The sequence below is a fragment of the Salinibacterium sp. VpJ6 genome (assembly GCF_059767345.1).
Genome location: NZ_JBSOQL010000003.1, coordinates 128,836 through 153,981 on the forward strand (window position 1 = coordinate 128,836; position 25,146 = coordinate 153,981).

Below are 25,146 nucleotides of genomic sequence, written 5' to 3' on the forward strand. Positions count from 1 at the left end.
TGAATATCGGAGGTCCTCAATGGATATCGACTTGAGCGTGCTGCGCATGATGGAGCGCGAGCGAGAGATACCGTTCGAAGAACTGGTGCAGATCATTGAGCAGGCGATTTTGAGCGCCTATCTCAAGCACGTTGAGGCTCCCGAAGGTAAGGCTGTCGAAGTACAGCCGACCGCTCGTGTTGTGCTTGACCGCAAAACCGGCCACGTGAGTGTCTGGGTCCCTGAGTACGACGAAGAGGGTGCGGTTATTGGCGAGGCTGAAGACAGCCCCAGTGATTTCGGACGTATTGCCGCGTTCGCAGCAAAACAGGTCATCAACCAGCGCTTGCGCGACATCGGTGACGACAAGGTTCTCGGTGAATTCAAAGGTCGCGAGGGCGACATTGTTGCCGGCGTGATTCAGCAGGGTCCTAACCCGCGCATGATTCACATCGACCTGGGCACGGTGGAGGCAATCATGCCTCCCGAAGAGCAGGTGCCCAGCGAGGAATACACTCACGGTGCGCGCATCCGCGTGTATGTCACCGCCGTGAACAAGGGCGACAAGGGGCCGCAAATTACGGTCAGCCGTACGCACCCCTCGCTCGTTCGCAAGCTGTTCGCTCTTGAGGTTCCTGAAATCGCGAGTGGACTCGTCGAAATCACTTCGGTTGCTCGCGAAGCCGGGCACCGTACCAAGATGGCGGTTCGTGCCACTGAAGCCGGCATCAACGCTAAGGGCTCGTGCATTGGCGAACTCGGTCAGCGCGTTCGCGCGGTTACCGCCGAGCTCAACAGCGAGAAGATCGACATCGTTGACTACTCAGAGAACCTCGCTGAGTTTGTGGCCAACGCGCTTTCGCCGGCCAAGGTATCGAGCTCCTACGTAATCGACGAAGCCACTAAGGCTGTTCGCGCCCTCGTGCCTGACTACCAGTTGTCGCTCGCGATCGGTAAGGAAGGTCAGAACGCCCGCCTTGCTGCCAAGCTCACGGGTGCTCGCATCGACATCCAGCCCGACTCTATTCTCGACGAAGACTAATCGTTCGCCCGGGTCGGCCCCGCTCGCCAGTGTGCGGCGGGGGTGACCGGGTGTGTTGCGCCGCTGCCCGCGCTCCTGATGGGCGCGGGGGAGTGCGCGATTGCAGAGTAGGGGTATTATGGATGCAGTAAGAACGTGTGTTGGCTGTCGCGCGAGCGCCAGCAGAACCTCGTTACTGAGGGTTGTCGCATCTCACGGTGCGGTGGTGGCCGACCAATCGGCCACACTTCCGGGTCGCGGTGCGTGGCTTCATCCCACAATTTCGTGTTTTGAGTCTGCAGTAAAACGCAGAGCTTTAGCGCGTGCGTTGAAGGTGGATCCACCGCTAGATACCGGAACACTTCTTTCAGTGTTAGCTGAATATGAGGCGGGACATCAACCGATGTCCCCTAACGAACAGGCTGATTGACCTATGGACAACTAATGAGCGGCTCGAAATGAGTTCCGTCCGTAATTAGTGGTCTGCCCCTGTCTGGGAGCAGACCCAGACAGGAGAAAAGTGGCTGCAAAACCACGCGTACACGAAGTCGCCGCCGAAGCTGGCGTCGATAGTAAGGCTGCCCTAGCGAAGCTCAAAGAAATGGGCGAATTCGTTAAGGGCCCATCCTCGAGCATTGAGCCCCCCGTCGCCCGACGGTTGAAGGCTGCTCTCGAGGCTGACGCCGCGAAGGCTCCGGCCGCAGAAGAGAAGCCCAAGGCTGCTCCGAAGGCCGCGCCCAAGGCCGCCGCGAAAGCGACGCCTAAGCCGAAGACCCCCATGCCCAGTGCACCGACCCCGGCGAACGTTGCTGAGGAAGCACCCGCTGCGGCACCAGAACCTGAGCAGCCTCGCGAGCCAGAAGAGGGAGCGGTTCCCGCTCCCTTGACGGTCGCTGAGCGTCAAGCACAGGCTCTTGCCGCCGAGAAGGCAGCAGCTGCTGAGAAGGCTTCCGCCGAGTCTGGCGCGAAGCCCAAGGGAGCGGCCGACGCGCCGAGCCCCTCCGCCGTTCCTCGTCCGGGTACGCCCCGTCCGGGAAACAACCCCTTCGCCTCTAACCAGGGAATGGGTCGTCCGGCACCCGCCGGCGGTGCAAGTTCAATTCCTCGTCCCGGCGCACCTCGCCCCGGACTTCCTCGTCCGGGCGCACCGCGTCCCGGTGCACCTCGTCCGGGCGCTCCGCGTCCCGGTTCGCCGCGCCCCGGCGCTCCGCGTCCCGGTGGACCTGGCCAGGGCCAGCGTCCCGGCGGCTTCGGTCAGCGCCCCGGCGGTCCCGGTGGAGCAGGTGCTGGTGCCCGTCCCGGCGCAGCTGGTGGCGGATTCCGTCCCGGTGGAGCACCGAACAACTTTGGTCCTAACCGTGCACCAGGAGGCGGCCGCGGCCGTGGTCCCGGTGGAGGTACCGCAGGTGCCTTCGGTCGCGGTGGCGGCAAGAGCAAGGCTCGTAAGTCGAAGCGGGCGAAGCGGGCAGAGTTCGAACTGAGAGAAGCACCTTCGCTTGGTGGCGTTAGCGTCCCCCGCGGAAACGGCAAGGAAGTAATTCGCCTTCGTCGTGGTGCCTCGATCACCGATTTCGCCGACAAGATCGACACGAGCCCCGGAAACCTCGTCACCGTTCTGTTCCACTTGGGACAAATGGCGACAGCAACCGAGTCCCTCGATGAGGCGACCTTCGACATCCTGGGCGAGGAGCTCGGGTTCAAGATCGAAATGGTCTCGCCTGAAGAAGAAGACCGCGAACTGCTGCTCGGCTTCGACATGGACCTCGACCAAGAACTGGAAGACGAATCAGACGACGAACTCGTTATCCGTCCTCCCGTTGTCACGGTCATGGGTCACGTCGACCACGGTAAGACCAAGCTGCTCGACTCCATCCGTAACGCCAACGTTGTTGCTGGCGAAGCCGGCGGCATCACGCAGCACATTGGTGCGTACCAGGTCGTCAAGGAGCACGACGGTATCGAACGTCCGATCACGTTCATTGACACCCCGGGTCACGAAGCGTTCACCGCTATGCGTGCTCGTGGTGCTCAAGTCACCGACGTTGCGATCCTCGTGGTTGCAGCAGACGACGGAATCATGCCCCAGACGGTTGAAGCACTCAACCACGCTCAGGCAGCCAACGTTCCGATCGTTGTCGCGATCAACAAGATCGATAAAGAAGGCGCCAACCCCGCAAAGGTTCGCCAGCAGCTCACCGAATTCGGCCTCGTTGCCGAAGAATACGGTGGAGACACGATGTTCATGGACGTTTCGGCGCTCAACAACGTCGGTATCACCGAGCTGCTTGATGCTGTGCTCCTGACGGCGGATGCCGGACTCGACCTGCGCGCAAACCCCAACAAGGATGCTCGTGGTGTCGCGATTGAAGCCAAGCTCGACAAGGGTCGCGGTGCTGTTGCTACCGTGCTCATCCAGTCGGGAACGCTTGAAGTGGGAGACCCCATCGTTGCGGGTACCGCTTACGGTCGCGTTCGTGCAATGTTCGACGAAAACGGCGAATCGGTTACTCATGCGGAGCCTTCGCGCCCCGTTGCTGTGCTCGGTCTGACCTCCGTACCCAAGGCCGGCGACGTGTTCTTGGTTACCGATGACGACCGTATGGCTCGCCAGATCGCTGAGAAGCGCGAAGCAGCAGAGCGTAACGCCCTGCTGGCTCGTAGCCGCAAGCGCATCAGCCTCGAGGACTTCACGAAGGCCCTCGAAGACGGCAAGGTCGAATCGCTCAACCTCATCATCAAGGGTGACGTATCGGGTGCTGTTGAAGCCCTCGAAGAGTCGCTCCTCAAGATCGAGGTCGACGATTCCGTACAGCTGCGCATCATCCACCGTGGTGTGGGCGCTGTCACCGAGAGCGACATCAACCTCGCGACCGTCGACAACGCCATCATCATTGGATTCAACGTTCGCCCCGACCCGAAGGCACGCGAGCGCGCCGTTCGCGAAGGTGTCGACGTACGTTTCTACTCGGTCATCTACGCCGCACTCGAAGACGTCGAGAGCTCGCTCAAGGGCATGCTCAAGCCGGAATTCGAAGAGGTGCAGTCGGGTGTTGCAGAGATCCGCGAGATCTTCCGCTCCTCCAAGGTCGGAAACATCGCTGGTGTCATCGTGCGCTCGGGAACGATCACGCGAAACGCCAAGGCACGAGTTATCCGCGAAGGTGTCGTCGTTGGCGACAACCTCGCTATCGACTCGTTGCGTCGCTTCAAGGATGACGTCACTGAAGTTCGTACCGACTACGAAGCCGGTATCGGTCTTGGTAAGTTCAACGACATCCAAATCGGTGACGAGATCGAGACAATCGAAATGAAGGAAAAGCCGCGAGTCTAATCTCGCTGGCTTATGACGGCACCCAGGTCAGGAAGCGGAGCTACGCAGGCTCCGCAAGCTTCCTGACATGGGTGCCGTCAACGCCTCGGTTATTCTCGAGGCAGCGAAAGTTATAGAAGGAGTTAGAGATGGTCGACGCAGCTCGTGCCGCGAAAATGGCGGACCGCATCAAGGTAATCGTTGCCAAGACGCTTGAGCGTGGCATCAGAGATCCTCGCTTGGGTTTCGTGACCATCACTGACGTTCGGGTAACCGGCGACCTCCAGCATGCCTCCGTGTTCTACACGGTCTACGGCAGCGACGAAGAACGTGCCGAAAGTGCCGCCGCTCTTCAGTCGGCGACCGGGCTCGTGCGCCGCGAAGTGGGAAAGAACCTCACCGCGCGTCTCACCCCATCGATCCAGTTCATTGCCGATGGCATCCCCGAGAACGCGGCCCTCATCGACTCGCTCCTCACCGAAGCGCACAAGCGTGACGCTTCTGTTGAGGCGCTCAAGAAGACCGCTCAGTACGCGGGAGACGAAGACCCCTACGTGAAGCCGCGCGACATCGCCGCCGAAGAAGAGGCCGCTGGCTTCGACGACGACGACGATGATGACGACGAAGACGGTCACTACGTCAGCGGTAACGCTTAAGCATTCTCCTTCAGGCCGCCTAAGCGGTTTGTGCGCTCCTCAGCGGTCGCCCTAGGGCAGAACGTAGCCCGAGCCTTCGGCGACGGCGAGTCCGTCTTTCAGAAGCCCAGCCAGTGCGCGCTCTCGCTGGGCGGCATCCGCCCAGACCAGCTCGATTTCGGCTGCCGTCACGGGGATATCGCTCGCGCGCAGCTCGGCGAGAATGAGCCCGCGCACCTGGCGATCCGACCCTTCGAACTTCTTCTGCACGACCTGCTTCTTGCCCTCGTACGCCGGGTAGCCCGCGGTACGCCACGCACAGAGATCGCGTACGGGGCATTGCTCGCACAGCGGCTTCTTGGCGGTGCAGACAATAGCGCCGAGCTCCATGACGGCGGCGTTCGTTGCTTGAGCGGCAGCATGCTCCTCGGGAAGCAGTAGTTCCATTGCTGCGAGATCGCGCTTGGTCGACGGAGGACCGGCCTCCCCGACGCCATCTACAGCTCGAGCGATTACTCGTCGCACATTGGTGTCGACCACCGGATGCCGATGCCCGTAGGCAAAAGCGGCGACAGCCCGTGCGGTGTAGTCGCCGATGCCGGGCAGCGCCAGCAGGGTAGGAACATCTTCGGGCACCACGTTGTCGTGCTGCTCAGCGATCGCGGTCGCCGCGGCATGCAGGTTGAGGGCACGTCGGGGATAGCCAAGACGCTCCCACGCTCGCACCGCATCGCCGGGAGCAGAAGCAGCGAGCGCTGCGGGCGTCGGCCACCGCTCAAGCCACTGCTCGAGGCGAGGGATCACCCTCACCACGGGAGTCTGCTGCAGCATGATCTCGCTGACGAGAATGCCCCACGCGCCAAAATCGTCGTGGCGCCAGGGCAGGTCACGACCGGCTTCAGCAAACCACTCGCGAATCTGGCGCGAAAGTTCAGCGCGATCCGGCGCCGGTGCAGCAGCGGTCACTGCTGTGTCGCGGCGGCAAACCGCGCTACGGCGTCGTCGATGCTCAGGAAGTTGCCGGTGGCTTCGACGTCGTGCACAAGCTCGACCATGAGCGCGTTCACGGGAGCCTCGCGACCACTTTCTTGCGCTGCTCGCACTACGGCGCCGTTGAGGGCATCCACCTCGCTCGGTTGGCCGCGACGAATGCTCTGCAGGGTGGAGCCAGGGTTCGGGGTGCGGCCCATGCGCCGGCTCATCGCCCGCGGGATGAGCTGGCCCAACCACAATGGCGAACTCGCAAGCTTGCGCAGGCGACGGTGGGAGAGTCCTTGAAGGGTCTCGAAACGGATTCCCTGGGCGAGAGCGATTTTGGCGGTCTCGCGCATGCTTGCGGTCATGATGCGACGCAGTCGGGCGTCGGCGATGACCTGTTGCACGCTGAGTCCGGTAATGGCGGGGAGCGCGTTGACCTGATTGATGACGAGCTTGGTCCACTGAGCACCGCGAAAGTTCGGCACGGCAAAGGTGGGCATGACGGCATTGAGCGCGTCAGCGGCGTAGCGAGCAGGCACGTCGTTGTCGCCGGCAACGCCGAGGTAACTCGGGCCCGCAGCAGTCACGTGGATGGTGCCGGGGGAGAGGAACGAAGAGGCGAAGGTGGCGAGCCCGCCAATGATGTCGGATCGCGGCGAGGCGTGGGCAGCGGTTTCGAGGGAGTCGAGACCGTTCTGGAAGATGACGACAGGAACATCGCGCACGAAACGAATATTGTCGCGAAGGGCTTGTTCGGCGTCGTGCGCTTTCGTGGCCACGATGACGAGTTCGTTAACGCGGCTGAGGGTTGCGGCGGCACGGACCCGGGAGACGCTATCGCCCCACGCTCCTGTGAGTGTGAGGCCTGACTCTCGAATGGTGTGGAGGTGGGCGCCGCGTGCCGTGACTTCGACATCATTGCCGGCGCGCGCGAGTAATCCTGCAATTGCGCCGCCGACGGCACCTGCCCCAATAATGCCGATTCGCATAGCGGCAGTCTAGGCGCAGCGGATGAAGATATCTCGTCAGGGCGGTGCAGGGACACGCGCGCGTAGGCGGCGTCAGAATTGGCTAAAGTTGATGGGCTACCCATCCGGGGTCGCCAGGGTGGAGGGAATCGCATGGCTAAGCCGCCGCGCAATCCTGCCAGTGGAATCTTGTTCGTCGACAAGCCCCAGGGCATCACGAGTCACGGCGTTGTCTCGCGCGCCCGCAAGTCGGTCGGCACCCGCAAAATTGGGCACGCTGGCACTCTCGATCCGATGGCGACAGGGCTCCTTGTTCTCGGGGCGAACAACGCCACGCGACTGCTCACCTACCTCGTCGGCCTCGATAAGCAGTACACCGCGACGATTCGACTGGGAGCGTCCTCCACTACCGACGACGCCGAAGGCGAGCTTTCTGAACCGGTGGATGCCGCGGCTCTCGCCGCTGTCAGCGACGAAGACATCGCACACGCCGTCGCCAACCTCACCGGAGCTATTTCGCAGCGCCCGAGTTCCGTCAGCGCCATCAAGGTTGATGGCAAGCGTGCGTACACTCTGGCGCGAGCAGGCGAAGACGTCGTTCTCGCGGAGCGCACGGTCACTGTTTCTCGCTTCGAAGTGCTCGAGACCGCGCGCGGAGAGTTCATCGATCTGAAGGTTCTGGTCGATTGTTCGTCGGGCACTTACATTCGGGCACTGGCTCGTGACCTCGGCGAGGCGCTCAACGTCGGTGGGCACCTGACGGTGTTGCGTCGCACCAAGGTTGGCCCATTCTCTGTGGAGAACGCGAGCGCTCTCGATTCCGATCTGGAGACGCAGTTGGTTGCTCCTGCCGTGGTCGCCGCCCAACTTTTCGAGACCGTGCAGCTGGATGCCGAGCAGTCGAAAGATCTCTCCGACGGCAAGCGAATCGCACTTGAACCGCAGCAAGCATCACCCATCGCCGCGCTCGCGCCCGATGGTCGCCTTCAGGGGCTCATCCACATCGTTGATGGGCGCGCCCGCGTGCTCTCTAATTTCCCGCGCGATGCGCAGCCTCTCGAACCTCAGGAGCATACTGCTACTGAGGGCGAGCCCGCTTCTGAGGAAGGAACCCCGAACAATGGTTGAGTGGTTTGTGTGGGTGCAAGTAGTCATTGCGGTTCTGGCCGGAACGGCCGCCGTTATCGCCGGCTTTGCCAAGGTCACGCCCAACGATTATTCCTTAGGGGCAACGCTCCTGGTTGAGGCACTGCTGATCGTGCAGCTGGTCATGGCCATCGTCGCTCCTTTCTTGGGCAATGTGGCTACCGGTAGCGCCCTTGAATTCTGGATCTACCTGGTGTCGGCCATCCTGATTCCGCCCGCCGCGGTCATGTGGGGCCTCATCGAACGCAACCGCTGGAGCACCGTGATTCTGGGGGTCGCATGTTTGTCGATCGCTGTGATGGTCTACCGCATGAGCCAGATCTGGTTTGTGCAATTGGCCTAGCCAAGAGCGCCTAAAGTTGAGAGAGATGACAAGCACACGTTCTTCGACTGCCTCGGGTATTGGCCGAGTACTCATTGCCGTCTACGCCGTGATGGCGTTGGGCGCTACCGCGCGTTCGCTGTTTCAGATTGCGACGAAGTTTGACGAGGCTCCCTTCGCCTATCTCTTGTCGGCGGTAGCCGGGCTCGTGTACATCGTTGCGACCGTTGCGCTGATCCGTTCGGGGCGCACGTGGTATCGAGTTGCCGTTGTCGCGATCGTGTTTGAACTTGTGGGAGTTATCACCGTAGGCACGCTCAGCCTCGTGGATGCCGTGCTGTTCCCGGCAGACACCGTCTGGTCGGCTTTTGGAGCTGGCTACCTCTTCATCCCACTCGCTCTTCCCGTGCTTGGCCTTATTTGGCTCTACCGGGTACGTATCGCTGAGGGGCGTCGCTGATATGGATCTCTTCGAATCACTGGATGCCGTACCCGAGGCGTACGGCCCGGTCGCCATCACGATCGGCAAGTTCGACGGCGTGCACAGCGGTCACCGTGCCGTGCTCGCGCGCCTGCGTGAGGTCGCGGCTGACCGTGGTATGCGTTCGGTCGTGGTCACGTTCGATCGCAACCCCATGAGCTTGCTGAACCCCGCTGCGTGCCCGCAACCCTTGCTGAGTAAGGAACAAAAGCTTGAGCGTCTGGCCACGACCGACGTCGACGCCTCGCTTGTGCTGACCTTTGACCGGGCGCTCAGCGAGGTCTCGGCCGAGGACTTCGTCTCGACGGTGCTGGCCGGGGCGCTCGACACGAAGGTTGTTCTTGCCGGTGCTGACTTCCGCTTCGGCGCGCGCGGCGCTGGCGACGTGGCACTACTGCGCGAACTGGGCGAAGTGCATGGCTTCGAGGTTGTCGTCATTGACGACATCGCTCTCGAAGAGGGCCGCCGGGTTTCTTCCACTTTCGTGCGTGAACTGCTGTCGGAAGGTCGGGTGGCTGAGGCTGCGCAGTTGCTCACGGCAGCTCACTCTGTGCGGGGCGTCGTCGTGCTCGGCCAACAGCGCGGGCGCGAGCTCGGGTATCCGACCGCTAATCTCGATCGCAACTCGGAAGGGTTCATTCCGGCCGATGGCGTCTACGCCGCGTGGCTCGTAGTTGACGGCGTTCGCTTCGCCGCCGCTGTCTCTATCGGCAACAACCCAACCTTTGACGGGGTGCCTGAGAAGCAAGTAGAAGCCCACGCTCTCGACCAAGATTTCGACATCTACGGCAAGCGAGTCGAGATCGAATTCGTCGAATATGTGCGCGGGATGGTCAAGTACACGACGGTTGAAGCCCTCATCGATCAGATGTGCCTCGACGAGGTCGCCGTGAGAGAAATCTTGGGCGTCCCCGCGAAAGAGACGCCCAAGAAGTAGGTCCTACGACTAGCCCTTGATGAGCTTGTTGAGTGGAACCTTTACGCCGTTCTTGAGGTTCTCCACGATGTCGTCGGGGACATCGCCGATGAGGGGCAGGTTGAGCTCCTTCGCCCAGTTGGCGATGGTCTCGAGAATGGTGTCGGTGTCGAGTCCCTGCAGCGTCGGCTGGATGCCTTCCCAAATCGGCTCGAGAGCGTCGGTGTCGAGGCCCTTACCCTGAACGAGGCCGCCGACAACGTCGCCGATGTCTCCGAGGTCGAATCCGCCGTTACCCATGTGTGTCTCCCTGAGGTATCAGCCGACACGAGTTGTCGGCGATACCCACCATCGTAGGGGTTGGTGTTTTCTCACCGTAGACTCGTGCGAATGACTACTCCCACGCGCACCCTCTGGAGGGGGCGCCTTCTTGCGCTTGCTGGCATCCTCTTCGTCGCGCTCAACGTGCGCACCGCCGTTGCCGCTATTTCGCCGATTATCGGCGTCATTGAGAACGACATCCCCATCTCCAGCCTCGGGCTTGGCGTGCTCGGGATGCTGCCTCCGATTGCCTTTGCAATCGCCGGACTTGCCGCCCCGGCTCTCGCTCGTGCCCGCGGCCTCGACGCGAGTCTGCTGATCGCAGCGGCCGCCATGGTTGCTGGCTCCGCGCTTCGTGCCGTCAGCGACAACTACATTCTTTTGGCGCTCGGCAGCCTCATCGCGCTTGCGGGTATGGGCGTCGGTAACGTGTTGCTGCCCCCGGCGGTGAAGAAGTACTTCCCGGACCGTCTCGCGACGGTGACCGGTGGTTACGTCATGCTCATCTCCTTGGGCGCGGCCATCCCTGCCTTCTTTGCGGCTCCGGTGGCCGAGGTCGCTGGTTGGCGGGCATCCGTCGCAGTGTGGGCAGTGCTCGCGCTCACGGCCTTCGTCCCGTGGCTTGTGCTCACGGTGCGTGGCCGACGCGTGAAGCGCAACGCTGCCCTCGACGCGACAGTGGTGCCGGTGGCATCCAGTATCTCGGTGTGGGCCGTGGCCAAGTCGCGCACGGCGTGGGCAATCACGGTTGCGTTTGGCGTCTCGTCGATCGGGTTCTATTCGTTCTTCGCCTGGTTGCCCGAGATTTTGATCGAATCAGCGGGGTTCACTCCCGTCGAGGCGGGCGCGATGCTTTCGCTCTTCGGCCTCATTGGCATTCCGTTGGGCATCCTGAGCCCGATTCTGGCCAGCAAGGTTTCGAACATTGGCGCCGTCATGGCCGGGGGAGTGTTTGCCGGGGCCGTCGGCTATCTTGGGCTCGCCTTCATCCCGTCAACGCTTACATGGCTGTGGGTCGTGCTCGTCGGCTTCGGCACCATTCTGTTCCCGCTCTGCCTCGTGCTTATTAACCTGCGCACGCGCAGTCATCAGGGCTCAGCGGCCTTGAGCGGCTTCGTGCAGAGCGTGGCCTATACGGTTGCCGCTCTCGGCCCCTTCGCCGTCGCGCTCGTGCGGGAAGTGAGCGGTGGCTGGTTCTGGCCGCTCATGTTCTTGCTCGTCTCGAGCTTGCTGGCGCTCATCAGTGCCGTAATGCTGGCGCGCCCCAGCTTTGTCGAAGACGAATTGGGGATTGCCGTAGCGGCTCTCGAGGACTAGCTCGCGCTGAGCGCGGAGGTGCTCAGGCGTTCGGGGTGATGCACGAGAGCGGCAGCGCCGATCAACGGGCCGTCGCTCGAAAGTCCTGACGCCACAACGCGCACTTTGGTGATGAAGGGGAACGGCGCACGGTCGGTGATCGCTTCGGCGACGAGGTCGATGTAGTCGGCGGCCACGTGCGAGAAGCCGCCGCCGATGGCGACGAGTTCGAGGTCAACGAGGGCCGTTGCTGACGCAATTCCGTGGCCGACGGCACGAGCCGAACGACGTACGGCGCTGATCGCGATGTCGTTCCCAGCGGCGTAGTCTGCGGCAAGTTCTTCACCGGTCGAGCCGGTCCACCCCTGGGCCTGCGCCCATTCGACAGTTTTGGGGCCAGAGGCAACCGCTTCGACACAGCCGGTTCCGCCGCAGCCGCACACTACGGTTTCTCCGCCGACTTCGACGTGACCGAAGTGGCCGCCGTTGCCGGTAGGGCCGTCGATGAGCTGGTTGTCAAGAATGAGACCGCCGCCAACGCCGGTCGAGACGACCATGCCCATGAAGTACTTCACTCCCTGAGCTGCACCAATCCAGTGTTCGGCCAGGGCGATGCAGTTGCCGTCGCCGCGAAGGGCAACCGAGGTGCCGGGAAGCTCTGCTTCGACGAGCGCGCGCACGCCGTAGTCGCGCCAGGCGGGCAAGTTGAGGGGCGATACTTCGCCGCGCGATACCGAGATGGGGCCGGCGCTACCGATGCCGACGCCGAGGAGTTCAGCGTCTTCGGGCAGAGCGGCGGTCGACTGGCGCACGACCGTGCGCACACTCTCGGCGAGTTGCTCGCTCGACGATGCGCGGCCTGTGGGCGCGCGGAAGCGGCTTGTCGCAAGGACGACACCGTTCGGGTCGACGAGGGCAGCCTCGACTTTGGTTCCGCCAATATCAATGGCGAGGGCATAGCGATTCGATGTGGTGGTGGTCACGGCATCCACCTTATTGGGTGCAGGGGGAGTGCGGCGCCCACAGACCCGTGTTCGTGTGGTGTTCAGGTTCGGGGTGTTGGCTGCGCATGTGCGCACTCGCTGCTCCCGATGTCTGCTCATCTGAGCAAGTGCTACTGCATATGTTGCAGCACGGTGTGCAGGACTCTATCGTTGAAGACAGGAGGCAGCAGTGGATGAATCAACCGAGCTATTGGCCGTGCGCGTTGCCGAGCTCTACTACGAAGAGAACAAGACTCAAGACGAAGTCGGCGCTCTCCTCGGTATTACCCGCTGGAAAGTGGGCCGCCTTCTTACCCGCGCCCGTGAAGCGGGCATCGTTCGCATCGAGATCATTCACCCCCGCGCCCGTCGACTAGACGTCGAACGCCAGTTGAAAGACCGCTTCGGTCTCAAAGACGCGGTCGTGGTTCCGCTGCCCGCCGACGACGAAGAGGTCAACCCTCGCGTGGCCCAAGCGGCTGCCGATTACTTGGCTGCCGTTCGTCCTGTGCCTCGCACTCTCGGTGTGAGCTGGGGGCGCACGCTTGATGAGGTTGCTCGCTTGCTTGCTCCTGGCTGGACGGTGGGAGTGCAGGTCGTGCAGATCAATGGTGGTGTGAGCCTCAACAGCAAGCAAGGCACCGCTGCCCAAACTGCTGTGACCATTGCCCAGAAGGGACAGGGTCAAGCGACACTGCTGCCGATCCCCGCCATTCTGGAGCAGGTCGAAACGAAGCGTGCGATTGAGCGCGACCGGGCTGTTGCGAGCGTTCGTGCTCTGGGCGCTTCGGCATCCGCCTATTTGTATAGCGCCGGTGTTGCCGGTGCTAGTTCGGTTCACGTCGATAGTGGCTACCTGAGCGAGAGCGATGTCGATGACCTCGTCGCTAAGGGAGCCGTGGGCGATGTGGTTGGTCGCTACATCAACAGCGCGGGCAAGATCGTCGACTCTGCTCTGGATGAGCGCACTGTCGGTCTCGGTCTTGACGAGCTTCGTGCTGCCGAGCACGCAATTTTTGTCGTCGCTGGCGACGCTAAACATGACGTCGCGCGCGCCGTCGTTACCAGTGGGTTGTGTTCCGTCATCGTCACCGATGAGGCCACCGCTCACGCCCTTCTGGAGGAAACCACATGACAATCGACAAGGCCATCGCGCTCGCTCCTGCTGAGCGCGCGGTCAACCTCATCGGCTCAGATCTGACCGAGAAGTCGCTCAAGCTGAACCTCGAGGGGCTCTCGGGCGTCGACGCGGTCGGGCTTGAGCAGCGTGCTGCCGGACTGGGCACGCGCTCGATCAAGACCACGTCAAAGGCCTGGGCTCTCGATACCATCATCAAGCTCATCGACCTCACGACGCTTGAGGGTGCAGACACTCCCGGCAAGGTTCGCTCGCTCGCCGCAAAAGCCATGCTGCCCGACCCCGCGGATGCCTCGACCCCGCAGGTTGCAGCAGTGTGCGTCTATGGCGACATGGTTCCCTACGCAGCGGAAGCCCTCGGGTCATCCTGGTCAAACGGTTCAGACAACGGAATCAACGTTGCTGCCGTCGCGACCGCGTTCCCGAGCGGACGTTCATCGCTGCCGATCAAGATCATGGACACCAAGGAAGCCGTCGCTAACGGTGCAGACGAAATCGACATGGTCATCGACCGGGGCGCCTTCCTCTCCGGCAAGTACGGTGTCGTCTTCGATCAGATCGTGGCTGTCAAAGAGGCCTGCCGCCGCGAGAACGGTACCTACGCTCACCTCAAGGTGATCTTGGAGACCGGCGAGCTCAACACCTACGACAACGTGCGCAAAGCCTCGTGGCTGTCGATCCTGGCCGGCGGAGACTTCATCAAGACGTCAACCGGAAAGGTATCGCCGGCAGCGACCCTGCCCGTCACGCTGCTCATGCTTGAGGTTGTGCGCGACTGGCACCTGCTCACCGGCGAAAAGATCGGTGTGAAGCCTGCTGGCGGCATCCGAAGTTCCAAAGATGCCATCAAGTACCTCGTGACCGTTGCAGAGACCGTGGGCGAGGAATGGCTTCAGCCGCACCTCTTCCGCTTCGGCGCATCGAGTCTCCTCAATGACGTGCTCTTGCAGCGTCAGAAACTCACCACCGGCCACTACTCCGGCCCCGACTACGTCACGATTGACTAAGGCACACCATGACTGAGAATGACAAAGCAGTGAGCGCGAAGGCCCCCAGCTTTCTCGACTACGCTCCCGCCCCCGAATCAACGTCGGTTCTGCACCTGAAGAAGCACTACGGTCTCTTCATCGATGGCGAGTTTGTGGATGGTCGCGGCGACGCGTTCACCACGATCTCCCCGGCAACCGAGAAGGAGATCGCCTCGATCTCCAACGCCAACAACGCCGATGTGGATGCCGCTGTCGCTGCAGCTCGCAAGGCCTACGACCGCACCTGGTCGAAGCTCTCGGGCGCAGACCGCGGTAAGTACCTCTTCCGCATCGCTCGCCTCGTGCAGGAGCGGGCTCGCGAGCTTGCTGTTGCCGAGAGCCTCGACAACGGAAAGCCGATCAAGGAGAGCCGTGACGTTGACGTGCCTCTCGTTGCTGCGTGGTTCTTCTACTACGCCGGTTGGGCCGACAAACTCGACTACGCCGGTCTCGGACCGAACCCGCAGTCGCTCGGTGTTGCCGCTCAGGTAATCCCGTGGAACTTCCCGCTGCTCATGCTCGCGTGGAAGATTGCTCCGGCGCTCGCCGCCGGAAACACCGTTGTGATCAAGCCGGCAGAAACCACGCCGCTGAGCGCGATGATCTTCGCTGAGATCCTGCAGCAGGCTGACCTGCCCAAGGGTGTCGTCAACATCGTTACCGGCGCGGGAGACACGGGCCAGGCGCTCGTCAACCACCCGGACGTCAACAAGGTTGCCTTCACCGGCTCGACCGGCGTCGGCCGGGCAATCGCCAAGTCGGTTGCCGGAACGGGTAAGAAGGTCACCCTCGAACTCGGTGGCAAGGCCGCGAACATCGTCTTCGATGATGCTCCGATCGACCAGGCCATCGAGGGAATCGTCAACGGCATCTTCTTCAACCAGGGGCACGTCTGCTGTGCAGGTTCGCGCCTTCTGGTTCAAGAGAACATCCACGACGAGGTCGTCGATCGCCTCAAGGCGCGACTCTCTACGTTGCGCATGGGAGACCCGCTCGACAAGAACACCGACATTGGTGCGATCAACTCCCAGGCTCAGCTCGACCGCATCCGTGAACTCAGTAACGTCGGCGAAGCCGAAGGTGCCGAGCGCTGGACCGCTGACTGCGCGATCCCCGAGAACGGTTTCTGGTTCGCTCCGACGATCTTCACGAACGTCTCGACCTCGAGCCGTATCGCTCGCGAAGAGGTCTTCGGGCCGGTTCTGAGCGTTCTCACGTTCCGCACCCCGGCCGAGGCCATCGCCAAGGCCAATAACACCCCCTACGGGCTGTCTGCGGGCATCTGGAGCGACAAGGGCTCGCGCATCCTCGCTGTGGCTGACAAGCTGCGCGCCGGTGTCATCTGGGCCAACACGTTCAACCGTTTCGATCCTGCGTCGCCGTTCGGTGGCTACAAGGAGAGTGGCTACGGCCGCGAGGGTGGCCGTCACGGACTGGCCGCTTACCTAGAATCCGCTGGATGGGCCGCGCCCGCCGTCACGAAAGGTGGCAAGAAATGACCCGTCTCACGGTTCCTAAGACCTACAAGCTCTACATCGGTGGCAAGTTTCCGCGCAGCGAAAGCGGCCGCACCTATGAAGTGACAACCAAGAAGGGGGCGTTCCTCGCGAATGCCTCGCTCGCTAGTCGTAAGGATGCTCGGGATGCTGTTGTCGCGGCCCGTGCGGCCGTCAACGGTTGGTCGGGCGCCACGGGCTACAACCGCGGCCAGGTGCTGTACCGCATTGCTGAGCTCTTGGAGGGTCGTCGCGAGCAGTTCGTCGACGAGCTCATGGCTACCGAATCACTCTCGAAGTCGGCAGCCACCACTCAGGTCGATACCGCTATCGATGCGTGGGTCTGGTACGCCGGTTGGGCTGACAAGTACGTGCAGGTTGCCGGAAACGGAAACCCGGTCTCGGGCCCGTACTTCAACCTCTCGACTCCTGAGCCCAGTGGTGTCATTGCCATCGTTGCTCCGCAGGACTCGTCGTCGCTGCTGGGCCTCGTGAGCGTGATCGCTCCGGCTCTCGTCAGCGGTAACACCGTTGTCGTCGTCGCCCACCAGAACGCTCCGCTCAGTGCGATCAGCCTCTCTGAGGTTCTCGCGACGAGTGACGTTCCCGGGGGAGTCGTCAACATCCTCACGGGCTCGCCCGCCGAGATTGCGCCGTGGCTTGCGAGCCACGCGGATGTCAATGGTCTCGACCTTGCCGGAGCAGAACAGCTCGAGTGGGTTGACCTTCAAATCGCGGCTGCCGACACGCTCAAGCGCGTCTCAGGCCCGGTCGTGGGAGTTCCCGCACCATCCATCGAACGCATCGTTCAGTGGACCGAAACGAAGACGGTCTGGCACACGAAGTCTCTGATTTAGCCGAGAGGTGTGGCGTGGGGGTTGCCCAGCGCGCGTATCTACGGATACTTGCTGAGTAATGATTTTTTCACGCCACACTCCCTCTCGTATCGCCAGCGGATTTTTTGCCCTTCTTCTCGCGATTTTCTTAGTCCCCGTCGCCGCTGCTGCCCCCGCTTCAGCTGCCGAGGCTGACACCATCCACGGTCTTGTTAATCAGGCCCGGTGGGATAACGGTCAGCAGGGACTCATTCGCAATGCGGACATGGACGCCGTCGCTCTGGCCTGGGCCAAGAAGATGGCGGCGAGCAGCACGATGTCGCACAACCCCGACTACTCCACGCAGATTCCGGCGGGCTGGCGTTCTGCCGGCGAGAATGTGGCGCAGGGGTATCGCACGGCACAGGCCATGCACGATGGCTGGATGGCGTCTCAGGGCCATCGGGAGAACATTCTGGGGGCGTTCACCGACATCGGAATCGCGTTCTACTCGAGCGGTGGAACGACGTGGGGCGTGCAGGTGTTTGCCACCTACCCTGGCCACACTGGCCCCGGCGCTCCCGCCGCTGCAGCGCCGGAACCAAAGGCAGAGCCGGCGGATGATCCGAGTGAAACAGCAACTCCGACTCCCACGGCAACGCCGAGCGCGAGCGATTCGGCGGAATCGTCCTCGGGCTCGGGTGGGTCTTCCGACAGCTCGGCTGGCGAAGGCACTGTGGGTCAAGTCGATGCTGACGCAGCGCCAACGCTCACTCAAGCCGAGCTGCAAGCCAGCGTGTACGGCGCAAAACCCGACTACACCTGGATCGCGTGGACGATCTTCTTCAGCATCCTTGCCCTCGGTGGTGCAGCCCGGTTCCTGTTCTGGCGTCGAATTAAATCGCGCCGACCGGTAGCGCGTCGAGCCCGTCAGTAATAGAGCAGCGGCCGATACCGAGCTAACTGTGCGCTGCCTCCCAGCGGCGGTGCCTAGGGTTACGGAATGCGCGTTCTTGTAACTGGAGCAACTGGATACCTTGGCGGCCGACTGGTGCCTCGACTCATCGAGGCGGGGCACAGTGTGCGGGTGCTTGTGCGCAATCCGCGCAAGCTGCGCGATGTGCCGTGGAGCGACGATGTCGAAGTCATCGTGGGGGATCTCACCGACGCTGACAGCCTCGTCGACGCCGTCGACGGAGTAGACGCGCTTTACTACCTCGTGCACGCCATGGGCGCCGCCGGTGACTTCGAAAAGACCGAGAAGCTCTCGGCCACGAACGTGGCCAAAGCGGCGAAGAAAGCGGGAGTCTCCCGCATCGTTTATCTGGGCGGCCTGCACCCCGAGGGCGATATTTCGGAGCTCAGCCGACACTTGCGCAGCCGAGCTGAGGTCGGCAACATCCTCCTTGAATCGGGCGTGCCGACGATCGCGTTCAACGCGGGAGTCGTGATTGGTTCGGGCTCGGCATCGTTCGAGATGATCCGCCACCTCACCGAGGTGCTGCCCTACATGCCTGCCCCGAAATGGGTGCGCAACTTCATTCAACCGATCGCCGTTCGCGACGTTCTCTACTACTTGGTGTCGGCGCTCGATCTGCCCGACGACCTCAACCGCAGCTTCGATATTGGTGGACCGGATGTGCTGCGCTACGGCCAGATGATGAACGGTTATGCCCTCGAGGCGGGGCTTCACCAGCGCCCCATAGCGTCTCTTCCCGTGCTCACCCCGTGGCTTGCTTCGCAGTGGGTCAACCTGGTGACGCCGATCCCGCGCTTGCTGGCGGTGCCGATCATCGAGTCGCTGCAGTTTGACTGTGTCGTTCGCGACGAGTCGGTTTCAGAGTTTATCCCTGAGCCCGAGGGCGGACTCACGAGCTATCGTGCTTCCGTTCGCTTAGCTCTCGTAAAGATGGGCGACGGCGAAGTCGAAACGAGCTGGCAAGACGCCACCGTCGTTGGCGCGCCAAGCGACCCCATCCCGAGTGACCCGGAATGGACCGGTCACACCGTGTACACCGACCTGCGCGAACGCGCGACGCCCGCTTCTGCGGAAGCGCTGTGGGCTGTGGTCGAGGGGATCGGCGGCGAGAACGGATGGTATTCGTTCCCGCTGGCGTGGGCTCTGCGCGGCTGGCTCGACAAGCTGGTTGGCGGGGTCGGCCTGCGCCGTGGCCGCCGTCATCCGACCACTTTGAACACGGGCGACGCCTTGGACTTCTGGCGCGTGGAGAGTATCGAGCGCGGGCACAGCTTGCGGCTGCGCGCCGAAATGAAGTTGCCGGGCCGAGCGTGGCTTGAACTGAGCGTCGAGGACCGCGGCGAAGACGGAGCGTTCTATCGCCAGCGTGCGGTGTTCTTTCCGAGCGGACTCGGCGGGCGACTGTACTGGGCTGCAATCCTGCCATTCCACGGCGTGATTTTCAGCGGAATGGTCAACCGCATCGTTGCGGCGGCAGAATCGGATTCTGACGCGAAATAAACCCCACGCGTGGTCGTAATGCGTTACTTTTGACTAATGTCTGGAATCGTCGTCGTTGGTAGCGCAAACATTGATCAGGTCTTTCGAGTGGACCGCATCCCCTCGCCGGGCGAAACCGTGCTGTCGCGCAGTTTGAACACCGCTCTGGGCGGCAAGGGCCAGAACCAAGCCGTTGCTGCTGCGCGCGCCGGTGTTGCGACGACCTTCGTGGGAGCTGTCGGTGACGATGGCTTCGGCGAAATGGTGCGCTCGGGGCTCGCCGCAGACTCGATCGACGTCACTCACCTCAAGACCACCGGCAAGCCCACTGGAACCGCCCTTATCGCGGTCGACAACACGGGCGAGAACACGATCATCGTTGAGGCCGGAGCGAACACCGATGTCGCCGACCTCACGGCCGCTGACTCCGCAGCGATCAGTGCGGCATCCGCGCTGGTCATGCAGCTCGAAATCCCGCTGGCCACCGTAATTTCCGCGGCGAAGATCGCTCGGGCTGTCGGTACGAAGGTAATTCTGAACGCCGCCCCTATTCAGGCGCTGCCCGCAGAGCTTCTTGAGAACCTCGACATCCTGATCGTGAACGAGCACGAAGCTGCCGAGCTCGCCAAGGACAACGGTCTTTCTGACGAACTCGATGGCATTGGCGAACGCCTGCTCGGTCTGGTCTCGACCGTCATCGTCACGCTCGGCTCTCAGGGTGCCGCGCTTCACCGTGTGGGCTCCGAGCCCGTCATCGTTCCGGCTCATCGCGTCACCGCGGTCGACGCCACTGGCGCAGGGGACACCTTCTGCGGTGCCTTCGCCGCGGGAGTGGTGGAGGGCATGATGTTGGATGACGCCCTGCGCTTCGCGGGAGCCGCGGCATCCATTTCGGTGGAGAACCACGGCGCTGTGCCGTCGATCCCTCACCGCGAGGCCATCGAGACACGTCTCAAGTAATTCGCCAATAAGGTAACGGATTGGTAACAGGCTCGCTATAGTGGGGTCACCGCGAACGTGCGGCAACCCGACACAAGGATGGCGAGTCAATGGCGACATCGCAGAACCTGGCACAACCGAAACATCATCTTCGAGCGCGGCGAGCGGCCCTCGCGGCCACGATTGTCACCGCCATCACGCTGGCGCTCGTGCTGAACGCCAACGTCGTTCGGGTGCATGCCGTCGGCGCGTTCACCTCGCTCAAATCGCCGGGGGAGGCCGCCTTCATTGCCGGTCACCGCGGTGACAAGACGGTAGCGCCAGAGAACACTCTTGAAGCCTTGAGCCTCGCGCTCGACAGCGCAGCCGACTACGTCGAGACCGACGTTCAGCTCACGGCCGACGGAGTGCCCGTGCTCATGCACGACTGGACCGTCGATCGCACCACGAATGGCACCGGACCGGTGTGGAAGTACACCTACGAAGAACTCTCGGCCCTCGACGCCGGCTCGTGGTTTGGTGAAGAATTTGCCGGCGCGACGGTGCCGACCCTCGAGCAGTTTCTCAACGTGCTGCGCTGGTCAACCAAGAACGCGATCCTCGAGCTCAAAGGCTCGTGGACTGACGAGCAAGTGGCGCTCGTGGCCGATCTCATCGCTCGCAACGGCGTGACCAATCACGTCATTCTGGGCAGCTTCGACATCATGACGCTCCAAGCGGTGCAGCGCGTGAGCCCCGAGCTGCCCGGCATGCTCATCGTGCGCGACATCGTGGGCGACCCGGCCAAGTTGGCCGCCGCGGCGGGAGCCGTCGCCCTCGTAACGAGCAAGAGCGCCATCACGCGCAACCCCGAACTCGTGCAGAAGGTTCATGATGCCGGTTTGGGCATATTGATCTACACCCTCAACGACACCGATACATGGTCGGATGCCGTGGCCCTAGGCGTTGACGGAATCGTCACCGATCGCCCGGCCGAACTTGGCAGCTGGATCGCCAAAGAAGTCAGCGACTCGAACCCGCTGCCCTTCGCACCACGCCGCTAAATACGCGGCGGAGTGCTCGGCTGTGCACGGCCCTAAAGCGACGCGATGAGCGACCGGTAGAACTCGATGCCGTCGAGGTAACTGCTCACGAGCATCCGTTCGTTGCGGGCATGGAGCGTGTCTCGCACTTCGCGCGCCATCGCGAAGGGGGTGAAGCGGTAAACACCATTGCTGATGCGCGTGAAGTGGCGGCTGTCGGTCGCACCATTTTGAACGTAGGGCGTGACGATTGTGCCGGGGAAGCTCTTTTCGATCGTGGAACGGAGAAGCTCCCAGGCGAGGCCCGAGGTAGCCGACACCGGCGACGGTTCGCCAGGGGAATCGACGGAAACCTGAACGCGCTTGTCGTTGATCGCGCGCGTGACGTGGGCAAGCGTCTCGTCGAGGCTCGAGTTCACGGCGATGCGCACGTTGATGATGGCGCTCACCCGTTCGGGCATCGCGTTGACGGCATGGCCGCCTTCCAACATCGTCACGGCCTGCGTGGTGCGCATCATTGCGGCGAGCTCGTCGCTCTTGCGCACCAGAATCGGCAGAAGAAATGGCTTAGTCCACGAAACATTGCGCAGCAGGTAGCCCGTCATACCGCCCGCGTGCTTGCCGAGCAAGCGCATGAGGTCTGCGCCGGTATCGGTCAGGCGCGAGGGGAAGGGGCGTGAATTGAGGCGAACAATTGCCTGGGCCAGGCGAACGGCAGCGGGAAATTTCGGGGGAGTCGAGGCATGGCCACCCGACTGGTCGACCGTCAAACGCAGTGTCGCAGTGCCCTTCTCGGCCACGCCGACAACAGCCATGGGCGCATCGACCTGATCGAACACGTCGTCAACAATGGCGCCACCCTCGTCGAGCACCAGCGTGGGCTTCACGCCCCGGCTTTCGAGGAGATCGACGATGGCGGAGGCGCCAGTGCCGTGGGTTTCCTCGTCGTGACCGAAGCACAAATAAATGTCTTGAGCGGGCACGAGCCCCGCTTCGAGCTGAGCCTCGACGGCCTCGAGAATGGCGACGACAGAGCCTTTGTCGTCGAGGGTGCCCCGCCCCCAGATCAGTTGCTCGTCACCCCTGCCGCTGAGTTCTGCCGCGAAAGGCGGTCGCTTCCACCCTTCGTCGGTCGCCGCGACGACGTCGTAGTGCCCCATCAGCACGGCAGGCTCGGTGGATGCTCGGCCGCGCCACCGGAAAAGAAGAGAATGGTCCAGCACCGTCTCGCGCCCGAGTCGGCTGTGGCACAGTGGATACAGCTTGCGCAATGTCTGAGCGAAACGGTCGAATTCTGTCCATTCCGTGGCGGAGGGATCCACTCGGGAAATTGTCGGGATTCGAACGAGTTCCTGCAGGTGTTCGACAGCCAAAGCACTCTTCATACCTCGACTCTAGCGAGCAGCACCCGGTGCTCGCTTTCACCCGAGGGGTAAGGAAACGGAGACACGATGACAGTCAGAGCGCAGCGACGCCCTCGATTCCGGTGGAGCGCGCGGCTAAGCGCGCGGCTGGTGGGGGCAATTGCGGTGGTGGTGGCGCTGGGCGCAGCACCTCTCGCGGCAACGGCAGCCGGGCATCCGCACCACCTTGCAGGCGACGGAGCCGCAGCGACCGGGCTCGTGCACGCCGGTCTCGACGACTTCGTTTTTGACAGCTACGAAGGCGAGTTCTTCCTCGACCGTGACGACGAGGGGCGTTCAATGCTGCTCACCGTCGAGACCTTCGTCGCTGTGTTTCCAGCCGATCAAAACCGGGGGATGCGCCGCGCAATCCCGAGTACCTACAAGGGCGAACCGCTCGACATCCGTGCGATCGCTGTCACGGATGAGAATGGCCAACCCCGCGACTTCGAGGTTGAAGAAGACGGCAACTTCACCCTGGTGACGAGTGCGGCCGATTCCTTTGTCGAAGGAACCCAAACGTATGTCTTTACCTACATGCGATCGAACGTGACGCGGTTTGCCGCGGACACCGGCGCTGACGAGTTCTACTGGGACACCAACGGAACGGGATGGAATCAGCCCTTCGGCTCGCTCACCGCCACAATTCATCTGGGCGAGGGCCTGAGCGACGCACTCAGTGTGGCGCCCGACTGTTACTGGGGGATCGACCGGTCGACCCAACGCTGCGACATCGTCGCTCTGGATGACGATACGTACTTAGCAACGCAGGGGATGCTACAGCGGGGGCAGAACGTTACGGTCGCCTTCGGGTTCGAGCCCGGCACGTTCGTTGCCCGCGACAGCTCCTACTTCGGCTCGGCGGCAGGCTACGGCCAGCCGCTGGGTTTCATCGGTGCGATCGCTGCAGTGATCTGGGCTATTCGCGTTCGACGGTCCAAGCTCGCGGATGACGGGGGCCGCCCCACGATCATTGCGGAGTATTCGCCCCCACGCGATGTCTCGGTTGTCACCGCGGCGCTCGTGATCAAGAAGCGTCACAAAGCGGTTGCCGCGCAGATTCTGGACTTCGCCGTGCGAGGCAAGTTGCGCATTCTCGAAGAGGAATCGACAGGCTTCTTCGCCTCGGGAACCACCTACCGTCTCGAATTGATAGACCCCACCGGCGTGACGGGGCGCGAGCTGGAGATATTGCGCGCGCTCTTTGGGCAGTCGCTGCAGCATGGCGCCATCAGGGACATGAAGAAAACGGATTCCAAGCTCAGCAAGAAGATGTACTCGATTTTGACGGCGGAGAACTCCGCGCTCGCGCCGAACGGCTACCGGCAGAAGCTGAGCGCGCGCAATTATCTTCCCTTGCTCGTTTCGGTCGTCGCCGTGATCGTGTCGATCGTCTTCGGTATCGCACTGATCGATGGCGACTACGGTTCCGCTGTCCCATTCGTGGTCATCATGGTGTCGTTCATGGCAGCGGTTCTGACGATGTCGCTGTTGTCGCGTGCTCCGCTGACGGCTCAGGGCTCCGAACTGCGCGATCACCTTGAAGGGCTCAAGCTGTACATTAGGCTCGCTGAGGCTGATCGCCTGCAGATGTTGCAGAGCCCTGAGGGTGCGTTGCGGGAGAGAAACGAGGCAACGGGCGCCACCGACGTGCTCAAGATCTACGAGAAGCTTTTGCCGTACGCGGTGCTGTTCGGCCTCGAGAAAGAGTGGTCGACAGAGCTCAGCCGCTACTACACCGAGAGTTCACCGGACTGGTATCGCGGTTCTAGCGGCTTCAACGGCGTACTGTTCGCCTCGAGCATCTCCAGTTTCTCGACTGCGGTGGCCAGTTCGTACTCTGGCAGTTCGTCAAGCAGCTCGAGCGGTGGCTCGGGCGGTGGCGGTTCCTCCGGCGGTGGCGGCGGTGGCGGTGGCGGAGGCGGCGTCTAGCCGCGCCAAAGACGCCGCGCCAAAGACGCCGCGCCAAAGACGCCGCGTCGAAGCCGCAGCGTCGAAGCCGCAAGGCCGAAGCCGCAGGGCCGAACACGCAGCGGGGATGGCCTCGTCGTTCGCGCGTGCGAAGTCCAGCACCAGCAGACGGGTATATTTGAACGAGTGAGCGCAACGTACCCGAATCGTCCCCGACGCGTTGCGTTGCCCGCTGCAATCCTGGCCGTTCTCGTGCTGCTGGTGGGTGCTGGTGTCATCGGCACCGAAATCTTCACGATCGTGCGCTACGTCGTGAGCATCCTCGCCCTCATCTGCGTCGTTTTGGTATGGCAGGCGCGGCAGTGGTGGTGGGCGATCGGTCTCATTCCGATTGCGATTCTCTGGAACCCGATCGTGCCCATCGTGATTGATGACACCCAACTTTTCGCAGGATTGCACTACACAGCGGCTCTCGTCTTCATCGCGGTGGGTGTCGGCGCGCGCGTCACAGACTCCACAAGTCGAGGTTAATTCGCTGCAGTAGCGCGCTCGCGCCTATTTCTGCGTACACTGGATACCG

At 62.5% G+C, this 25,146-nt stretch carries 24 protein-coding genes; 19 read left to right on the forward strand and 5 right to left on the reverse strand.

Going from position 1 to position 25,146, the window contains the following annotated elements:
* Positions 1 to 19 precede the first annotated feature (19 nt).
* The 4 genes from nusA to rbfA all read left to right on the forward strand — a co-directional run bounded on the left by nusA (position 20) and on the right by rbfA (position 4,966).
* The gene (gene nusA / locus ACWTV1_RS11380) at positions 20 to 1,021 is read left to right on the forward strand and encodes a transcription termination factor NusA (RefSeq protein WP_100390011.1); all 1,002 of its coding nucleotides are present in this window, start codon (positions 20 to 22) and stop codon (positions 1,019 to 1,021) included.
* Positions 1,022 to 1,139: 118 nt separating this feature from the next.
* Positions 1,140 to 1,430 carry a YlxR family protein gene (locus ACWTV1_RS11385; protein WP_498505414.1) on the forward strand — a complete coding sequence of 97 codons (291 nt, stop codon included), beginning with the start codon at positions 1,140 to 1,142 and terminating at the stop codon, positions 1,428 to 1,430.
* Positions 1,431 to 1,520: 90 nt separating this feature from the next.
* A complete protein-coding gene (gene infB / locus ACWTV1_RS11390; protein ID WP_498505415.1) occupies positions 1,521 to 4,331 on the forward strand; it encodes a translation initiation factor IF-2 in 2,811 nt (936 codons plus the stop codon).
* 128 nt (positions 4,332 to 4,459) lie between these two features.
* Positions 4,460 to 4,966, forward strand: coding sequence for a 30S ribosome-binding factor RbfA (rbfA, locus tag ACWTV1_RS11395; RefSeq protein WP_498505416.1), 507 nt, complete (start codon positions 4,460 to 4,462; stop codon positions 4,964 to 4,966).
* A gap of 51 nt (positions 4,967 to 5,017) precedes the next feature.
* Here the strand turns inward: rbfA and ACWTV1_RS11400 are convergent, their stop codons facing one another.
* Together ACWTV1_RS11400 and ACWTV1_RS11405 are read right to left on the reverse strand one after the other, a co-directional pair.
* On the reverse strand, positions 5,018 to 5,911 hold the full coding sequence (locus tag ACWTV1_RS11400) for an iron-sulfur binding domain-containing protein (protein WP_498505417.1): 894 nt from the start codon (positions 5,909 to 5,911) through the stop codon (positions 5,018 to 5,020).
* Positions 5,908 to 6,912 (reverse strand): ketopantoate reductase family protein, encoded by a 1,005-nt coding sequence (locus ACWTV1_RS11405; protein ID WP_498505418.1) that lies wholly within the window; start codon positions 6,910 to 6,912, stop codon positions 5,908 to 5,910. The genes ACWTV1_RS11400 and ACWTV1_RS11405 overlap by 4 nt, the downstream gene beginning before the upstream one ends.
* A gap of 132 nt (positions 6,913 to 7,044) precedes the next feature.
* Here ACWTV1_RS11405 and truB point away from each other — a divergent pair, with 132 nt between their 5' ends.
* Genes truB through ACWTV1_RS11425 form a run of 4 tightly spaced genes read left to right on the forward strand, consistent with a single transcriptional unit; the run spans position 7,045 to position 9,777 of the window.
* Positions 7,045 to 8,019 (forward strand): tRNA pseudouridine(55) synthase TruB, encoded by a 975-nt coding sequence (gene truB / locus ACWTV1_RS11410; RefSeq protein ID WP_100390016.1) that lies wholly within the window; start codon positions 7,045 to 7,047, stop codon positions 8,017 to 8,019.
* Positions 8,012 to 8,380 (forward strand): hypothetical protein, encoded by a 369-nt coding sequence (locus tag ACWTV1_RS11415; protein WP_100390017.1) that lies wholly within the window; start codon positions 8,012 to 8,014, stop codon positions 8,378 to 8,380. Before truB ends, ACWTV1_RS11415 begins: the two co-directional genes overlap by 8 nt.
* A gap of 25 nt (positions 8,381 to 8,405) precedes the next feature.
* Positions 8,406 to 8,819, forward strand: a complete 414-nt coding sequence (locus tag ACWTV1_RS11420; protein ID WP_100390018.1) for a hypothetical protein — start codon at positions 8,406 to 8,408, stop codon at positions 8,817 to 8,819.
* Between the two features lies 1 nt (position 8,820).
* Positions 8,821 to 9,777, forward strand: coding sequence for a bifunctional riboflavin kinase/FAD synthetase (locus tag ACWTV1_RS11425; RefSeq protein WP_498505419.1), 957 nt, complete (start codon positions 8,821 to 8,823; stop codon positions 9,775 to 9,777).
* 9 nt (positions 9,778 to 9,786) lie between these two features.
* Here the strand turns inward: ACWTV1_RS11425 and ACWTV1_RS11430 are convergent, their stop codons facing one another.
* Positions 9,787 to 10,056 carry a hypothetical protein gene (locus ACWTV1_RS11430; protein WP_498505420.1) on the reverse strand — a complete coding sequence of 90 codons (270 nt, stop codon included), beginning with the start codon at positions 10,054 to 10,056 and terminating at the stop codon, positions 9,787 to 9,789.
* Positions 10,057 to 10,146: 90 nt separating this feature from the next.
* Between ACWTV1_RS11430 and ACWTV1_RS11435 the strand changes: the two genes are divergently transcribed.
* Positions 10,147 to 11,394 carry an MFS transporter gene (locus ACWTV1_RS11435; RefSeq protein WP_498505421.1) on the forward strand — a complete coding sequence of 416 codons (1,248 nt, stop codon included), beginning with the start codon at positions 10,147 to 10,149 and terminating at the stop codon, positions 11,392 to 11,394.
* On the opposite strand, the gene ACWTV1_RS11440 is transcribed toward ACWTV1_RS11435, so the two are convergent.
* A complete protein-coding gene (locus ACWTV1_RS11440; protein WP_498505422.1) occupies positions 11,391 to 12,356 on the reverse strand; it encodes an ROK family protein in 966 nt (321 codons plus the stop codon). The genes ACWTV1_RS11435 and ACWTV1_RS11440 overlap by 4 nt on opposite strands.
* A gap of 190 nt (positions 12,357 to 12,546) precedes the next feature.
* On the opposite strand from ACWTV1_RS11440, the gene ACWTV1_RS11445 reads away from it, so the two are divergent.
* The 8 genes from ACWTV1_RS11445 (at position 12,547) to ACWTV1_RS11480 (ending at position 21,273) form a co-directional block, all read left to right on the forward strand.
* On the forward strand, positions 12,547 to 13,491 hold the full coding sequence (locus ACWTV1_RS11445; RefSeq protein ID WP_498505423.1) for a sugar-binding transcriptional regulator: 945 nt from the start codon (positions 12,547 to 12,549) through the stop codon (positions 13,489 to 13,491).
* Positions 13,488 to 14,501: a deoxyribose-phosphate aldolase gene (deoC, locus tag ACWTV1_RS11450; RefSeq protein ID WP_498505424.1), complete on the forward strand. Its 1,014-nt coding sequence runs from the start codon at positions 13,488 to 13,490 to the stop codon at positions 14,499 to 14,501. The genes ACWTV1_RS11445 and deoC overlap by 4 nt, the downstream gene beginning before the upstream one ends.
* Positions 14,502 to 14,509: 8 nt before the next feature.
* Complete coding sequence (locus ACWTV1_RS11455) at positions 14,510 to 16,021, forward strand: aldehyde dehydrogenase family protein (RefSeq protein ID WP_498505425.1); 1,512 nt, start codon at positions 14,510 to 14,512, stop codon at positions 16,019 to 16,021.
* Positions 16,018 to 16,875 (forward strand): aldehyde dehydrogenase family protein, encoded by an 858-nt coding sequence (locus ACWTV1_RS11460; protein WP_341620823.1) that lies wholly within the window; start codon positions 16,018 to 16,020, stop codon positions 16,873 to 16,875. The genes ACWTV1_RS11455 and ACWTV1_RS11460 overlap by 4 nt, the downstream gene beginning before the upstream one ends.
* A gap of 58 nt (positions 16,876 to 16,933) precedes the next feature.
* Complete coding sequence (locus tag ACWTV1_RS11465; RefSeq protein ID WP_498505426.1) at positions 16,934 to 17,770, forward strand: CAP domain-containing protein; 837 nt, start codon at positions 16,934 to 16,936, stop codon at positions 17,768 to 17,770.
* A 66-nt stretch (positions 17,771 to 17,836) separates the two neighbouring features.
* Positions 17,837 to 19,312 carry an SDR family oxidoreductase gene (locus ACWTV1_RS11470; RefSeq protein WP_498505427.1) on the forward strand — a complete coding sequence of 492 codons (1,476 nt, stop codon included), beginning with the start codon at positions 17,837 to 17,839 and terminating at the stop codon, positions 19,310 to 19,312.
* 36 nt (positions 19,313 to 19,348) lie between these two features.
* Positions 19,349 to 20,251, forward strand: coding sequence for a ribokinase (locus tag ACWTV1_RS11475; protein WP_498505428.1), 903 nt, complete (start codon positions 19,349 to 19,351; stop codon positions 20,249 to 20,251).
* An 89-nt stretch (positions 20,252 to 20,340) separates the two neighbouring features.
* Entirely contained in the window at positions 20,341 to 21,273 is a 933-nt protein-coding gene (locus ACWTV1_RS11480; RefSeq protein ID WP_498505429.1) for a glycerophosphodiester phosphodiesterase, read from the forward strand.
* Positions 21,274 to 21,305: 32 nt separating this feature from the next.
* Here ACWTV1_RS11480 and ACWTV1_RS11485 read toward each other — a convergent pair whose 3' ends face one another.
* A complete protein-coding gene (locus tag ACWTV1_RS11485; RefSeq protein ID WP_498505430.1) occupies positions 21,306 to 22,637 on the reverse strand; it encodes a M20/M25/M40 family metallo-hydrolase in 1,332 nt (443 codons plus the stop codon).
* A 66-nt stretch (positions 22,638 to 22,703) separates the two neighbouring features.
* On the opposite strand from ACWTV1_RS11485, the gene ACWTV1_RS11490 reads away from it, so the two are divergent.
* On the forward strand, positions 22,704 to 24,587 hold the full coding sequence (locus ACWTV1_RS11490; protein WP_498505431.1) for a DUF2207 domain-containing protein: 1,884 nt from the start codon (positions 22,704 to 22,706) through the stop codon (positions 24,585 to 24,587).
* A gap of 165 nt (positions 24,588 to 24,752) precedes the next feature.
* Positions 24,753 to 25,097 (forward strand): DUF6804 family protein, encoded by a 345-nt coding sequence (locus ACWTV1_RS11495; RefSeq protein ID WP_100390033.1) that lies wholly within the window; start codon positions 24,753 to 24,755, stop codon positions 25,095 to 25,097.
* Positions 25,098 to 25,146: the final 49 nt, after the last annotated feature.